The sequence below is a fragment of the Microlunatus panaciterrae genome, from assembly GCF_016907535.1.
Lineage (GTDB): Bacteria > Actinomycetota > Actinomycetes > Propionibacteriales > Propionibacteriaceae > Microlunatus > Microlunatus panaciterrae.
On sequence record NZ_JAFBCF010000001.1, the window covers coordinates 2188428 to 2203128 of the forward strand.

Below are 14701 nucleotides of genomic sequence, written 5' to 3' on the forward strand. Positions count from 1 at the left end.
GGCGCAACTCACACTCGGACTCGATAGCGCGGGTGCTACGGCTGCAGGGCACGCCGTCTCGCCAGCTCGCTCTTGGCGTACTTGCCGATCTGGTAGGTGGCGATCCCGTCCATCGCGGCCCCGATTCCGCCACCCAGGATGGGCACCCGCCGGGTGATGACCAGGGCGATGTTCTTGCCACCGACACGGGACATCAAGCCCGACACGACTGCCTCGGCGACCCGGCGGTCCAGTCCCGGGTCGAACACGGGGGCGGTGGCCACCGCCATCGGTGAGGTGGGCAGGGCCCCGTTCGAGATGCCCTTGGCGATCTGCTCGCCGCCCAGCAGACACATCACCAGCGCGGTCCGGACCCGGTCGTCGTTGATGTCATAGCCCCGGAGGTGGGCGATGGCGGCCACCATCCGCACCTGGACCACCGCAACGCCGGCGACATTGGCCGGCATCGTCACTGCCAGGGTCGCCAGGCCGCCGAGGTTGGTGATGAAACCCTGGGCCGAGCCGAGCCGGATGTGCGCGTCGATGACCGCTTCGATGGCCGACTCCACCGAGCCCTCATGCCGCTCCAGCTGACGCGCCGCCACCTGCTTGGCGCTGGGCAGTCGGCCGACACCGTCGATCGCGACCTCGAGCACCCGCCGCAGTGCGCCACCAGCAGCCTGCGGAGCCATCGCTGCCGCCACCGGACCCAGCCCTCGCGCGATCACCTTTCCGACCATTCGAGCCGACGCCATCGATCCTCCCAGGTACAGCCAGTGCGCCGGTCCGGGGCAGGCGCTGTTCTCCAGCGTACGTGCCGGTACGCCGCCGCCGCAGCGGCGGCGACCCTGGTGGTTCCCCGAGCCTGCCCCTGAGATGCGCTGCCGATCCGCCGACCGGCACAATCGCGCTATGGAGGAGCCGTCCGAGGTGAGCTCACCGTTCGGTCCGCCGGCCCACTGGCGGCGGGACGACCTGATCGCCGTGTCCACCGAATTCGACCGGGCGATGGTGCTGGCCGCCTACCGCTCCGGCGTATTTCCGATGCCGGCCCACCGCGGCCTGATGGGGTGGTATTCGCCGCTGCGTCGAGGGGTGTTGCCGCTCGACGGGCTTCGGGTGACGCGCTCGCTGCGGAAGATGACGGCCCGGTACCAGGTCCGGGTGGACACCGCCTTCGACGAGGTGCTGCGGCGCTGCGCGAACCCGCGGCGGGACGGTGGCTGGATCAACCAGGACATCAAGCGGGTCTACGGCGAGCTGCACCGGGCCGGCGTCGTGCACTCGGTGGAAAGCTGGACCATGGACGGTCGGCTGGCCGGCGGTCTGTACGGCGTGAGCCTGGGTGGGCTGTTCGCGGGTGAGTCCATGTTTCACGACCCGGAGATCGGGCGGGACGCCTCCAAAGTGGCGCTGGTCGGACTGGTGGATCTGCTGCGCGGGGCGGGCCCGGCCGGCCGGCTGCTCGATGTGCAGTGGCAGACCCCCCATCTGGAGTCGCTGGGGGTGGTGGAGATGGATCGAGAGGAGTACCTGCAGCGGCTCCATCGGGCCCTGCAACTGCCGCCGCCCGACTGGCACCCGAGCGAACAGAGCTGAAGTTCGCGCCTCTTCTGGCTGTCAGCGTCAGCGGGCACAATGGTGCACATGCCCGAGATGCCCGAGGTGGAGTCGCTGGCCCGCTTCCTGACCGACCACTGCGTCGGCAAGGCGATCGCCCGAGCGGAGTTGACCGCCTTCAGCGCGCTGAAGACCTACGACCCGCCGCTGTCGGCGCTGGCCGGGATTGAGATCGAGTCGGTGACGCGGCACGGGAAGTTCATCGACATCAACGCCCAGGGTCTCCATCTGATCTTCCACCTGGCACGAGCCGGGTGGTTGCGCTGGCGGGAGAACATCCCGGACACGCCGGCCCGACCCGGCAAGGGTCCGCTGGCCTTCCGGCTGGTGCTGGAGGACTCGTCCGGCTTCGACCTGACCGAGGCCGGGACCCAGCGAAAGCTGGCCATCCATGTCGCGCACGATCCGCAGGATGTTCCGCACATCGCGACGCTGGGGCCGGACCCGTTGGCGGACGACTTCACCGCTGACACGCTGGATCAACTGCTGGCCAGGGCGGGCCGCGCCCAGATCAAGGGGGTATTGAAGGACCAGCGGGTCATCGCCGGGATCGGCAACGCCTACTCCGACGAGATTCTGCACGTCGCCAAGCTGTCCCCGTTCAAGCCGTCCAACGGTCTCACCGAGCAGGAGCGGGCCACCCTGTTCGCCGCCATCAAGGAGGAGCTGGCCGGGGCCATCGAGCGCGCGAAGGGACTGGCCGCGGCCGACCTGAAGGGGGAGAAGAAGTCGGGGCTGCGAGTGCACGGGCGCAAGGGCGAGAAGTGTGACGTCTGCGGTGACACGATCGCCGAGGTCTCGTTCGCCGACTCGGCCCTGCAGTACTGCCCCACCTGTCAGACCGGCGGCAAGAAGCTGGCCGACCGGCGGCTGTCTCGCCTGCTGAAATAGCCGCGCACCGGCCGTCTGTGGGCTGGGCGAGGATGGGCGCATGTTTGGCAACACGGCGGTTCCCCGCGTCACGGCGCACGACCTGGCAGCAAAGAAGGCTGGCGGCTGGATGCTGCTGGACGTTCGCACCGAGGCCGAGTGGGCCCAGGGCAGGATCGAAGGTTCCACCCATATCCCGCTCGACCAGCTGGTGGCGCGGCTCGGCGAGATCGACGACCAGGTGGTCTGCATCTGTGCCGTCGGTGGGCGGTCGGCGCGCGCGACCGCTTTCCTGCTGGCCCAGGGCAAGGAGGCGGTCAACCTCGACGGTGGTGTCCAGGCCTGGGCCGCCGAGGGCCTCCCGCTCTCCAGCTGAGCCCCTCCGCGCCCCTTCCGCGCCCTGAGCCTTCCTTTTCGTGCCCTGAGTTCGCTTCCGTGCCCTGAGCTTGTCGAAGGGCATTTCCCTGAGGCTCTTCGACAGGCTCAGAGCGCGTACATCGGGTGCCGCTGTGGCTCTTCGACAGCCTCAGAGCGCGTCCATCGGGCATGCTCGGAGCCCCTGTCACCCACGTAGGGGCTACGCTGTGCTGGTCAACCTTCGGGAGCTCACACCACATGGTGGGCTGAGAGGGCGGAGTGCCTACGCGGGTCCGCCGACCGACCGAACCTGACCGGGTAATGCCGGCGTAGGGAGTGTCAGATGTCCGTTTCGTCCAAGTCGCCGCTCACCACCGACGACGCACCACACACTGGTCCGGTCGAGGCCCCGCTGGTCCTCACCACCGAGCCGCCGCGGCCGCTGGGTTTCCTCGACCAACTGGCGACCTGGGGCAACTTCGGGATCAGCCTCTTCGGTCCGCTCACCGGGGCGCTGGTGGCCACCACCACCGGGTCGGTGGCTGAAGGCATCGGCGCCATCGTGGTCGGCTGTGTACTGGGGGCCGTCCTGCTCGGCGCCTCGGCCGTCTTCGGGACCGTCACCGGGGCTCCGGCAATGGTGGCCCTGCGCGGGCTGTTCGGCCGCCGCGGATCGATCGTGCCGACCATTCTCAACATCGGTCAGAACATCGGTTGGGCGACCATGGAGATCATCGTCATCTCCACTGCCGCGGTGGCCGTGATCGGCCAGGCGTGGCGCTGGCCATTCGTGCTGCTGGCCGGGGCGGCAGCAACGGTGATGGCGGTCCGCCCACTCGGCAGCGTGCGGCTCCTCCGCAAGGTGATGGTGTGGTTGGTGCTGGCCGCCTCGGTGTTCCTCTTCGTCGAGGTGCTGCTGCGGCCCAGGCAGGCGATCCCGCAGGACGGTGTGCTCGGCTTCTGGCCCGCCGTTGACCTCGCGGTCGCCGGTGTCGTCTCCTTCGCCCCGTTGGCGGCTGACTACAGCCGGCACTCCCGGACCTCATCGGCGGCCTTCTGGGGCTCGTCTCTGGGCTACGGTCTGGCGGCCGTCGCCTACTACACGCTCGGCGTGTTCGCCGTCGCCAACCTGGGAGCCAGCGATGTGATCGGCGCGCTGGTGGCGCTGCCGGCCGGAGCCGTCGCTCTCGGCATCCTGCTGGTGGACGAGGTCGACGAGGCGTTCGCCAACGTCTACTCCACCACCATGTCGGTGCAGAACCTGTTGCCACGGCTCGACCGCCGCTACGTCGCGGTCGCTGTCGGCATCATCGCCACCCTGCTCGCAGGCCTGCTCGACTTCAGCCGCTACCAGTCCTTCCTGTTCCTGATCGGATCGGTCTTCGTACCGCTGTTCGCGGTGGCGACCGTCGACTTCTACCTGGTCAGCCGGCAGCGCTGGGACGTCTCCGCAAGGTCGCGGCTGCGCGCCACGCCGGTGATCGCCTGGGCCTGCGGCTTCGTCGCCTACCAGCTGGTGTACCCCGGTGACGTGCCGGGCTGGGCAGACTTCTGGGCCGGCCTGGCGAAGATGATCGGCTTCAGCGCACCGACCTGGCTGGGTTCGTCGGTGGCGGCGATCGGTGTCGGCGGCCTGGCGATGTTGATCTTGGGCTACGCCGGCCGTGCGGTGCGTACCCGAAGTTGATCATCGCGTCGAGCGTGTGACACTGGTCCGGTGACGTCGGCGACCAGACTGAAGCACAAGATCTACGCTCACCGCGGATTCTCCGGCCGGCATCCCGAGATGACCCCAGCGGCCTATCGGGAGGCCATCGAGTGGGCCAGAACCGAGGGGGTCGAGCTGGGGCTGGAGTGCGACACCCAGTTCTGCGCCGACGACTCGCTGATCCTGCTGCACGACGCGACCATCGATCGCACCTCGAACGCGAGCGGGCAGGTGTTCGAGCGAACGCTGGCCGACCTGCGCCAGGTCGACTTCGGGTCCTGGCGGATCCCCGATCCCCGACCGGACCAGCGGACGATCATGACACTGACCGAGCTCTTCGACCTGGTCCAGCAGGCGCGCATCGAGGGCGCTCCGGTGACCCTGGCGGTGGAGACCAAACACCCCAACCCGCGCGGTCTGGAGATTGAGGACCGGCTCGCCAAGATCCTGGCGGAGTGCGGCTGGGACACCGCCGGCTCACCGGTACGCGTGATCAGCTTCTCCGAGCCGGCGATCCGACGGGCCGGCGAACTGCTGCCCGAGCTGGAGCGCACCTTCCTGATCGAGTACGGCAACACAGAGTGGGTGAGCGGCGAGCTGCCCGACGGCGTCACCGTGCTCGGACCCGGGCTTGATCTGGTCAAGGAGGATCCCGACCTGGTCAAGCGGATCCATGATCACGGCAACGAGATCCACGTCTGGACCACCAACGAGCTCGCCGACATCGAGTTCTGCCTCGAGCTCGGCGTCGATGGCTTCACCACCGACTACCCGGATCGCGTGCTGCAGGTGCTCGGCCACTCCCTCCACTAGCCCCTCCCGGCTGACGCGCTCTGAGCCTGTCGAAGAGTGCCCTTCGACAGGCTCAGGGCGCGTGTGGGGGTGCGTCAGTCGCGGGCGATCGGACAGGACATGCAGCGAGGGCCACCACGGCCGGAGCCGAGTTCGGCACCGGCGATCGCGATCACCTCGATGCCGGCCGCCTCCAGCTGCTCATTGGTCTCGACGTTCCGCTCGTAGGCGACTGCGACCTTGGGCGCCAGCGCGAGGGTGTTGTTGCCGTCGTCCCACTGCTCGCGTTCGGCGGTGACCGGGTCCAGCCCGGTATCGATCAGGCGCAGCCGTTCGATGCCCATCGCCTCGGCAGCCGCCTCCAGGAAATGCTTCGGGGCGCCGACCCGCAGCTCGTGATCATCACCGAGCGTCACCGGGAAGGCGGTCAGCCGGTGCGCGACATTGGGATACATCACCAGTGCGTCGGTGTCCACCATGGTGCAGATGGTGTCCAGGTGCATGGTGGCCCGATCCTGGTCGATCGGTACCGCGAGGATGGTGTGCGCCAGACCGAGCTCGAGCACCGTACGCGACAGCCGCTCCGCCCCGGCGGCGGTGGTCCGCTCGCCGACGCCGACTGCGAGCACGCCGTCGGCCAGCGCCAGAACATCACCGCCTTCGAGGTGCTCGGCCTCCCAGCCGTGCAGGTGCTCCACCCCGGCGAAGCGAGGGTGGAAGCTGTAGATCAGCTCGGTGAGCTGCGTCTCGCGCGTCCGGGCCGGCATGGCCAGCGAGGTGATGGTGACCCGATCAGCGATCCAGACGCTGGAGTCGCGGGTGAACAGCAGGTTCGGCAGCGGGTCGATGATGAAGTCGTCCTCGGCCATCAGGGTGGTCACCAGACCCTGGCCACCGCGCACCTCGTCGTTGCGCAGCCCGGACATCAGCACAGCGGCCAGGGCGGTCTCGTCCAGACCGGCCAGGGCGCTGCGCAGGTATCGCCGCAGCCGGTCGCCCAGCCGCAGATCGGTCAGGGTCAAGTCGATCGCCTGGGCCCGGGCGCCCTCGTCGGTGAGCGTCTCGGTCAGCAGCTCGCTCAGATACAGCACCTCGACGTCGCGACTGTGCAGCACGTCGGCGAAGGCGTCATGCTCCGCCTGCGCCCGGTCCACCCACGGGATGCCGTCGAACAGCAGGGCGTCGTTGTTGCGGGGGGTCAGCCGCCGCAGCTCGTTGCCCGGCCGGTGCAGCATCACCGTGCGGAGCCGCCCGACCTCCGACCGCACTCCGACCTGGGCGCCGGTGACAGGGTCACCGACAGGGGTCTCCGACATGCTGTGACACTATCGCTGCCCGGTCGCGGCTGCCGTCAGCAGAGGCAGAGCCGTCCGGGCGGCTAACCGATAGCCTTGGCCGTGTGAATCAACCCCTGACCCGTGTCGCCTGCATCATCCCTGCCAAGGACGAGGAGCAGCGGATCGCGGCAACGGTCAAGGCGGCCAGTTCGCTGAAGTACGTGGATGTGGTGATCGTCTGCGACGACGGCAGCAGTGATGCCACCGCCCAGTACGCCGCTGCGGCCGGGGCGGTGGTGGTGTCCCACACCCGAAACCGTGGCAAGGCGGCCGCCATCGACTCTGCCGTCAACGCGCTCGGCATCCTCGAGCAGCGGGACAAGCTGCCAGAGGCCAGGGCGCTGCTGCTGCTGGACGCCGACCTGGAGGAGAGCGCCGCCGCCTGCGCACCACTGATCGAACCCGTCGTCACCGGCGAGGCTGACCTGACGGTGGCCGTGCTGCCGGCGCAGCGGACCGCCAGTGGCGAGGAGCCGGGCGGGCTGGGGCTGGTGATGACGACCGCGACCCGCGGCATCGAGGAGCTCTGCGGCTTCAGCCCACGAGCCCCGCTGTCAGGCCAGCGCTGCCTCACCCGCCGCGCCTTCGAGCTGGCCAGCCCGCTGGCCTCCGGGTTCGGGGTCGAGGTCGGCATGACGATCGACATCGTCCGGGCCGGCCTTCGGGTGAAGGAGATCGAGGTGGACCTCTACCACCGCGCGACGGGCAGCGACCTGGCGAGCCAGTTCCACCGGGCCAAGCAGCTCCGCGACGTGACCCGGGCGCTGACGGCTCGCGGTCTGGTGCAGGCAAGCCTGAAGGAGCTGAAGGACTCCGGCGGCGTGCCCGGGTTGCTCAAGCGGCTCAAACGATGACCGACACCAGACGAACGGCCGGTGCTGCGGTGCCCACCCAGACGCCCACAGCTGACCGCTACCGGCCGACCACCTGGAGTCGCGACCACCGGGTGGCGCTCGGTGGCATCGTCGGAGCCACCGTGCTGACCGTCTTCGCCGGGGTGCTGGGACCGTCAGCGGTGACACTCACGCTCGGACCCCGGGATAACCTGCTGCCACCGTGGTATCTGCCGGCCGGCGTGGTCGAACCCAACGAGTGGCTGGTCTCCGGACTGATCTGGGTGGCGATCATCGTCGGCGCCCTCGGCCTGTGGGTCGGCCTGCGGGCCCTCGCCGACGGCTGGCTGCCGAGCTGGAAACGACTGTTCGGCCTGGGCACCGGGCTGAGCCTGGCGACGATCGCGGTGCCACCGCTCACCTCCGCCGACGTGTTGATGTACGCCGCGTACGGGCGCCTGCAGTCGATCGGCCGCGACCCGTACGAGATCACGCCCGCCGAGGTGTTCCGCGGCCAGTTCGACCCGGTCCTGCGCTGGACCGAACGGCCCTGGCAGGACACCCCCAGCGTCTACGGCCCGATCACCTCCTGGACCCAATGGCTGGCCAACTTCCTCGGCGGCGAGAACATGCACGACATCGTCTTCTGGCTTCAGCTGTTTGCGGTGCTGCCGTTCATCATCATGTGTGCCGGGGTCGTCTGGATGGCCGCGGACGACCCGCAGCGGCAGGCCCGGGCGGCCCTGCTGAGCATCGCCAACCCGGTGCTGATCTGGGCGGTGGTGGCCGGTGCCCACAACGAGGCCCTCTCAGTGATGTTCGCGGTCTTCGGGATGATGATGATGAGGCGGCATCCGCTGCTGGCAGGGGTCGGCATCGGACTGGCCGGCTGCGCCAAGCTGAGCATCGGGCTCTGGGGGCTGGCAATGTTGTGGGCGTATCGCCGTGAGCCGAAGAAGGCCCTCCTGCTCTGCCTCGGCACCGCGCTGCCGATGGCGCTCGCCTACCTCTTCTGGGCGCCGAAGGCGTTCTTCCAGGTGCTGCGCAACGGCAGCTACGTCTCGGTCGGCTCCTGGGCCAACCCGGTTTACCGGTTCCTCGACCTCTTCTTCACCCCGGTGGTCGCCAAGATCGTGGTCGGCGTGCTGGCCTACGCCGGGTTGTTCGTGATCGCCTGGATGCTGTCCAAGACGCTGCCCTGGCAGGCCGCGCCCGGCCTGGCCGCCGACCAGGACCCCCGCCTCGACCCGTTGACGGTGGCGCTGCGGACCGCTCTGGTGCTGTCGGTGGCGTGGCTGGTCACCTCGATGTACACGTTGTCCTGGTATGACCTGATCGCCTGGGTCCCGATGGCCGTGCTGGCTGCGACCAAGCTGGACCGGATCATGCTGCTGCGGATCGCCCCGCTGTCGCTGGCGTACGTCCCGGGACGAGCCATCGAGGTCGGTGCCGCCCTCGACGTCACTGCGACGCGGATGCGCGACACCATCTCGCCGATCATCCAGATGGGGGTGCTGCTCGCCATCGTGCTGTGGTGGCGCCACCCCGACCGGGACGAGCTGTTCAGGCGGCCACGCCGCCGGTCGGTCGCGGCCCCGACCGACCGCCGAGAGTCCGGTCAGCCGGCGGCGTAGTCGTCCATCTCGGCCAGCAGCCGCTGCTTGCCGGTCTCGTCCAGGAACGATGACCGGACGGCCTGCTGCGCCAACGCGACGACTCCGGCCTCGTCGAGATCGAGCAGCCGGGCGGCGATCTGGTACTCGGCGTTCAGGTGGGTGGCGAACATCGGCGGGTCGTCACTGTTCAGGGTGACCAGGACGCCGGCGTCGACCATGTCCCTGAGCGGGTGCAGTTCCAGCGCCGTCACGGCCCCGGTGGCGATGTTGGAGGTGGGGCACACCTCGAGCGGGATCTGGTGCTCGGCAAGGTAGCGGAGCAGCTCAGGGTCCTGCGTGGCGGAGGTGCCGTGCCCGATCCGCTCGGCGCCGAGCTCTCGGAGGGCGTCCCAGATCGTCTGCGGTCCGGTGGTCTCGCCGGCGTGCGGGACACTGTGCAGACCCGCGGCCCGGGCCTGGTCGAAGTAGGGTTTGAACTGCGGGCGGGGCACCCCGATCTCGGGCCCACCGAGGCCGAAACCGACCAGCGCCGAGGGGCCATGGTCGAGCGCGAGGGTGGCCGTGCCCGCGGCGCCTTCGAGTCCGAGCTCGCCGGGGATGTCGAAGATCCACCGCAGCTGGATGCCGTGGTCGCGTTCGGCAGCGACCCGGGCGTCCTCGATGGCCTCCATGAAGGCCTCCGGGGCGATCCCGCGCACCACCGACGTGTACGGCGTCACGGTGAGCTCGGCGTAGCGGATGTTCTGCGCAGCCATCTCGGTGGCGACCTCGTAGGTGAGCAGTCGTACGTCCTCATCGTTCTTGACCAGGTCCACCACGGACAGATAGACGGTCACGAAGTGGGCGAAGTCGGTGAACGTGAAGTAGTCGTTCAGCTCCGCCGGGTCGCTCGGCACCGTGCCTGGATGCCGCGCAGCCAGCGCGGAGACGATCTTCGGCGACGCCGACCCGACGTGGTGGACATGCAGCTCGGCCTTGGGCAGGCCGGCGATGAAGTCAGCGGAGACAGCCATGTCCACCAGTGTGCTGCACCCGCGGTGGGTGGACCTGCAAGGAATCGACCACTCATCGGGGATGGTGCACCGCCACAAGGCTGAGCGTTGTCGCCCGAGACCGATGACTGGCCGATTTCTTGCGCCGAAGGGCCACCTGTCAGCGGGGGGAACGGATGATGAGACCGCCGGGGAGGACTTCGGCGGTGAGCTTGTGGGCGTGGCCGACGGTGTCCCCATCCAGCTGGTACTGGTCGCCCTCCTGGACCCGGATGGTGACCTTGCGGCCGGTGAGCCGGTCCAGCTGGTTGTCGGTCCGGCGCTGCCGGGTCAGCACCCGGGCGATCAGCCGGAGCCAGTCCAGCAGACCGCGCGGGGACGCGACCAGCACGTCCAGCAGGCCGTCGTCGGGCTTGGCGTCCGGGATCAGCGGGATGTTGGCCTGCAGGAAACCGACGTTGCCGATCACCAGGACGTGGGCCCGGCGGCGGATCACGGGTTGGTCGTCGACCTGGATGGTGGTGTGCAGGGCGGGATGGTTCGCGTTGCGGGCCGCCGCGACGAAGTAGGCCGCCGATCCGACGGCACGCTTCAGCTCGGTGTTGGTGGACTGCATGATCACCGCGTCGATGCCGATGCCGGCCATCACCATGAAGTGGTCCGCCTGGTCCTCGTTGTCGTCGGCGACGATCCTGACCACGTCGATCGGCCGGTCGACCCCTTCGAACGCGACCCGGAGCGCCTCCCGCTCGTCGAGCGGGATGCCCACATTCTTGGCCAGCAGGTTGCCGGTGCCGGCTGGGATCAGGCCGAACGGGATGCCGCTGTCCGCCAGACCGGAACAGACGACCCGGATGGTCCCGTCGCCACCGGCCGCCAGCACCAGGTCTACCCGCTCCGCCACCGCACGGGCCGTCATCTCGCGGCCCGGGTCGTCCTGGGTCGTCTCCAACCAGAGCGGGCGCTCCCACCCGCGGGTACGCAGCTCGTATTCGACATGGCGTCGGAAGGTGGCCCAGTCGGTGACCTTGACCGGGTTGTAGATGACGGCGCAGCGCAATGGTTGGCCGCTGTCGGCCGGCGCCGGCGGCTGCACCCTGGTCAGGGACGAGGCGCTGATGATGAACTGCGGGATGACACGGACGTCGGCCGCGATCAGCGCCAGGGAGGCGGCGATGACGCCGAACAGGACACCGCCGACCAGGTCGGAGACGTAGTTCGCCGACAGCAGCCAGCGGTCGAAGCCGACGGCGAGCACGATCGCCGAACCGCCGAACGCCCAGCCGAGCCGGACCTGCCGGCTCTGCCGGGTGACCGTCAAAGTGGCCCCCATCAGGATCACGAAGGCGACCATGGCCACCAGATGACCCGACGGGTACGAGTAGCCGTAGGCGGTGAGCAGGTCCAGGGCCTGCGCGGGTCGATCCCGGCGGACGAGCAGCTTCACCCCGATCTCGCCGCCCCAGCCGATCACCACAGCCAGTACCAGAGCGGCGCTCAGGTTCCGCAGTCGATGCCGGATCGCCCACAGCGCGATCCCCAACATCCCTGCGTACACCACCCCGGGCCAGGTCAGCAGTGCGAACGCGGCAGCCAGCTGCGCCGGGCCGGAGGCCGGATCCAGTGGCGCCGCCACGTCGGCGAGGTCGGATCGCTCCAGTCGGGGGACGAAGAGGAACATCAGGGTCCAGGCGACGAAGATGACGATGGCCCCTGAGGTGATCGCGACAGCGAACAGCGATGGTGGTTTCCGGGCCATAGTGGCTCCATCATCCCATCGACCAGTGGGGCGTCCTGTCTGCTGCTGCGGCGGCCGTGTCGGACGGGCGGTAATCGGTGTGCTCGGTGTTTACCGTCTCGATAGGCTGGCCGGGTGATCGATGCCAAGCTGCTCCGCCAGGACCCCGACCGTATCCGTGCCTCCCAACGGGCGCGTGGCGAGTCGGAGTCCCTCGTCGATGAGGCGGTGGTGGCCGACGAGACCAGGCGGACCGCGATCGCCGACTACGAGCGCCTGCGTGCCGAGCAGAAGGAGCTGGGCAAGCTCGTGTCGCGGGCGCAGGGGGAGGAGAAGGCCGAGCTGCTCGCCCAGACGCGTGACCTGGCTGCGGCGGTGAAGGCGGCCGAGGCGGCCCAGACCGAGGCCAGCGCCGCCTTCGACGGACTGGTCGCGCAGATCGCCAATCTGGTCGACCCGGCCGCGCCGATCGGCGGCGAGGACGACTTCACCGTGCTGGAGACGCACGGGGAGCCCCGCGACTTCGCAGCCGAGGGCTTCGAGCCGCGGGACCATCTCGAGATCGGCCGCGGGCTGGGCGCCATCGACATGGAGCGGGGCGCCAAGGTGTCCGGGTCGCGCTTCTACTACCTGACCGGCCAAGGGGCGGAGCTTGAGCTCGCCCTGATCAACTTCGCCATGGCGCAGGCGATCGGGAACGGTTTCCGCCCGATGATCCCACCCGCCCTGGTGAAGGCGCGGGCGATGGAGGGCACCGGCTTCCTCGGTCAGGCGGCGCAGGACGTCTACTACCTGCCCAACGACGACATGTACCTGGTGGGTACGGCGGAGGTGCCGCTGGCCGCCTATCACAGCGACGAGATCCTGGACGTGACCACTTTGCCGCTGCGTTACGCCGGCTACAGCCCGAGCTACCGTCGCGAAGCGGGCTCGCACGGCAAGGACACCAAAGGCATCTTCCGGGTGCACTGGTTCGACAAGGTCGAGATGTTCGTGTTCTGTGACCCTGCCGAAGCCGACGCCGAGCACCAGCGACTGCTCCAGTGGGAGAAGGAGTTCATTTCCGCGCTGGACATCCCGTTCCAGGTCCTCGACGTCGCCAGCGCTGACCTCGGCCTGAGCGCGGCCCGCAAGTTCGACTGCTATGGCTGGTTGCCGACGCAGGGCCGCTACCGCGAGATCACGTCGACCTCGAACTGCACCGAGTTCCAGGCCCGGCGGCTGAACATCCGGGGCCGGTTCGCGGGCGGCACAGCTCCGGTCGCCACCCTGAACGGCACCCTGTGCGCCATCGCCCGCTCCATTGTGATGATCCTGGAGAACCACCAGCAGGCCGACGGGTCGGTCCGGATCCCGGAGGTGCTGCGGCCCTACCTCGGCGGTCGCAAGTTCCTCACGCCCGACGCATGAGCTGGCGGCCGAAGCTCGTCGCCTTGGACATCGACGGCACGGTCGTCGACCATGCCGGCCGGATGCCCGAGGCCGTCTTCGACGCGGTCCAACGGGTGGTCGAGGCCGGCGTTCACGTCGTACTGGCTACCGGGCGGGCCTGGCACGGCACCCAACCCGTGTTCGACCACCTGAGACTGCCCGGGGGTCCGGCCATCTCGTCCAACGGCGCCGTGACGGTGAGCTACCCGCCGCAGGAGATCACCCGGGCGATCACTTTCGACCCCGCCGACGTGATCCGACGGGTGATGGAGTTCGCCCCCGACACCCTGGTGGCGGTGGAGGAGGTCGGTCGTGGCTACCGCCTGTCCGACCACTTCCCACCCGGAGACCTCACCGGCGAGCTGGTGATCGAGGATCTGCAGGAGCTCGGTGCCAGGCCGGTGACCAGGGTGATCCTGCGCGACCCGAACCGCTCAGACGAGGACTTCGTCTCCCTGGCCGACCATCTGGGCCTGCACGGGGTGACCTACTTCGTCGGCTACAGCGCCTGGATCGACATCGCCCCTGACGGTGTGAACAAGGCGACCGCCCTGGCCGACATCGCGGCCGACCTCGGGGTGGACCAGACCGAGGTGCTGGCGCTGGGCGATGGCCGCAACGACATCGAGATGCTCACCTGGGCCGGCCGCGGGGTCGCCATCGGTGACGCCCCGCCGGAGGTGAAGGAAGCCGCCGACAGCGTCACCGACCGGTTCGACCTGGGAGGCACGGTGAAGGAATTGCTGCGCTGGTTCTGAACCGGCGCCGACACAGTCCCCGGTCCAGGAACGTCCACCCAACGCCAGGGCGGCAGCTGGGTGGGCGCCCATCTCCAGTATGGCCTCAGGCTGCCCGCCGTGCCGGTGATGGCGTCCGGGTGACGGTGCGGAAGGCGGCCATCACCCGCGCCAGGCTCGGTGGTGTGGACCTGCGGATCGGCGTCACGTCGACGGTCCTGCGGGCCTTGCGCAGATGCCGCTTCACCGTTGACAGCGAGCAACCCATCCGCTGGGCCAACATCTCCAGGCTCTCGTGCGGGTTGGCGTTGCGCAGTCGAACGACCTCGTCATGATCAACCTGACGGTGCCGGCCAGTGACACCGGCCAGGGTGTCGAAGTCCTCCGGCTCGACGGTGACCTCCAGCAGGCGGCGCATCTGCATCCGCTCCTTGCGGGTGGTGCCGGCGACGTAGCCGGACACGTCATTCTTGACGACGGCGTCGTAGAGGCACTCGCGCTGCAGCGGGCAGGCGTGACACAGGCTCTCGGCGCGCTGGGTCAGCAGCTGGTGGCGACGGCGGTCCGGAGCGCTCGCGCTCGTGTTCGGGGGTTCCTCCAGGAAGGGGTCCTGGAACAGGGAGGCAAACTCCACACATCCGGTGACGGGTGCACTGGTCGTTGTCTGGGTTGCTCGCATCGCGGTCTCCAA

General features: G+C 69.1%; 14 protein-coding genes and 1 riboswitch. Of the genes, 9 read left to right on the forward strand and 5 right to left on the reverse strand.

All coding sequences use genetic code 11. The features are described from left to right. Positions 1-35 precede the first annotated feature (35 nt). On the reverse strand, positions 36-734 hold the full coding sequence (locus JOE57_RS09875) for a hypothetical protein (RefSeq protein ID WP_420827671.1): 699 nt from the start codon (positions 732-734) through the stop codon (positions 36-38). A gap of 157 nt (positions 735-891) precedes the next feature. Here JOE57_RS09875 and aat point away from each other — a divergent pair, with 157 nt between their 5' ends. From aat to JOE57_RS09900, 5 genes are all read left to right on the forward strand, one after another. Further along, complete coding sequence (gene aat / locus JOE57_RS09880) at positions 892-1578, forward strand: leucyl/phenylalanyl-tRNA--protein transferase (RefSeq protein WP_204917561.1); 687 nt, start codon at positions 892-894, stop codon at positions 1576-1578. Positions 1579-1626: 48 nt separating this feature from the next. Then, positions 1627-2490, forward strand: coding sequence for an Fpg/Nei family DNA glycosylase (locus JOE57_RS09885; RefSeq protein WP_204917563.1), 864 nt, complete (start codon positions 1627-1629; stop codon positions 2488-2490). A gap of 40 nt (positions 2491-2530) precedes the next feature. Then, the gene (locus tag JOE57_RS09890) at positions 2531-2845 is read left to right on the forward strand and encodes a rhodanese-like domain-containing protein (RefSeq protein WP_204917565.1); all 315 of its coding nucleotides are present in this window, start codon (positions 2531-2533) and stop codon (positions 2843-2845) included. Positions 2846-3057: 212 nt separating this feature from the next. Continuing rightward, positions 3058-3179, forward strand: a riboswitch (TPP riboswitch). Beyond that, complete coding sequence (locus JOE57_RS09895) at positions 3170-4513, forward strand: purine-cytosine permease family protein (protein WP_204917567.1); 1344 nt, start codon at positions 3170-3172, stop codon at positions 4511-4513. (Overlaps the previous riboswitch by 10 nt.) A gap of 30 nt (positions 4514-4543) precedes the next feature. Next, complete coding sequence (locus JOE57_RS09900) at positions 4544-5347, forward strand: glycerophosphodiester phosphodiesterase family protein (RefSeq protein ID WP_204917569.1); 804 nt, start codon at positions 4544-4546, stop codon at positions 5345-5347. 74 nt (positions 5348-5421) lie between these two features. Here the strand turns inward: JOE57_RS09900 and JOE57_RS09905 are convergent, their stop codons facing one another. Beyond that, positions 5422-6642 (reverse strand): arginine deiminase, encoded by a 1221-nt coding sequence (locus JOE57_RS09905; protein WP_204917571.1) that lies wholly within the window; start codon positions 6640-6642, stop codon positions 5422-5424. A gap of 83 nt (positions 6643-6725) precedes the next feature. On the opposite strand from JOE57_RS09905, the gene JOE57_RS09910 reads away from it, so the two are divergent. Both JOE57_RS09910 and mptB read left to right on the forward strand, forming a co-directional pair. Next, on the forward strand, positions 6726-7517 hold the full coding sequence (locus JOE57_RS09910; RefSeq protein ID WP_204917572.1) for a glycosyltransferase: 792 nt from the start codon (positions 6726-6728) through the stop codon (positions 7515-7517). Then, positions 7514-9130 carry a polyprenol phosphomannose-dependent alpha 1,6 mannosyltransferase MptB gene (gene mptB, locus JOE57_RS09915; RefSeq protein ID WP_204917574.1) on the forward strand — a complete coding sequence of 539 codons (1617 nt, stop codon included), beginning with the start codon at positions 7514-7516 and terminating at the stop codon, positions 9128-9130. Before JOE57_RS09910 ends, mptB begins: the two co-directional genes overlap by 4 nt. Here mptB and JOE57_RS09920 read toward each other — a convergent pair. Together JOE57_RS09920 and JOE57_RS09925 are read right to left on the reverse strand one after the other, a co-directional pair. Further along, positions 9115-10125, reverse strand: coding sequence for an adenosine deaminase (locus tag JOE57_RS09920; protein ID WP_204917576.1), 1011 nt, complete (start codon positions 10123-10125; stop codon positions 9115-9117). The two genes, mptB and JOE57_RS09920, sit on opposite strands and share 16 nt — an antisense overlap. A 139-nt stretch (positions 10126-10264) precedes the next feature. Further along, the gene (locus JOE57_RS09925) at positions 10265-11863 is read right to left on the reverse strand and encodes a bifunctional phosphatase PAP2/diacylglycerol kinase family protein (protein ID WP_204917578.1); all 1599 of its coding nucleotides are present in this window, start codon (positions 11861-11863) and stop codon (positions 10265-10267) included. A gap of 114 nt (positions 11864-11977) precedes the next feature. Here JOE57_RS09925 and serS point away from each other — a divergent pair, with 114 nt between their 5' ends. Both serS and JOE57_RS09935 read left to right on the forward strand, forming a co-directional pair. Beyond that, entirely contained in the window at positions 11978-13252 is a 1275-nt protein-coding gene (serS, locus tag JOE57_RS09930) for a serine--tRNA ligase (RefSeq protein WP_204917580.1), read from the forward strand. Next, positions 13249-14031: an HAD family hydrolase gene (locus JOE57_RS09935; protein WP_204917582.1), complete on the forward strand. Its 783-nt coding sequence runs from the start codon at positions 13249-13251 to the stop codon at positions 14029-14031. Before serS ends, JOE57_RS09935 begins: the two co-directional genes overlap by 4 nt. An 85-nt stretch (positions 14032-14116) precedes the next feature. Here JOE57_RS09935 and JOE57_RS09940 read toward each other — a convergent pair whose 3' ends face one another. Continuing rightward, positions 14117-14689, reverse strand: a complete 573-nt coding sequence (locus JOE57_RS09940; RefSeq protein ID WP_204917583.1) for a WhiB family transcriptional regulator — start codon at positions 14687-14689, stop codon at positions 14117-14119. Positions 14690-14701: the final 12 nt, after the last annotated feature.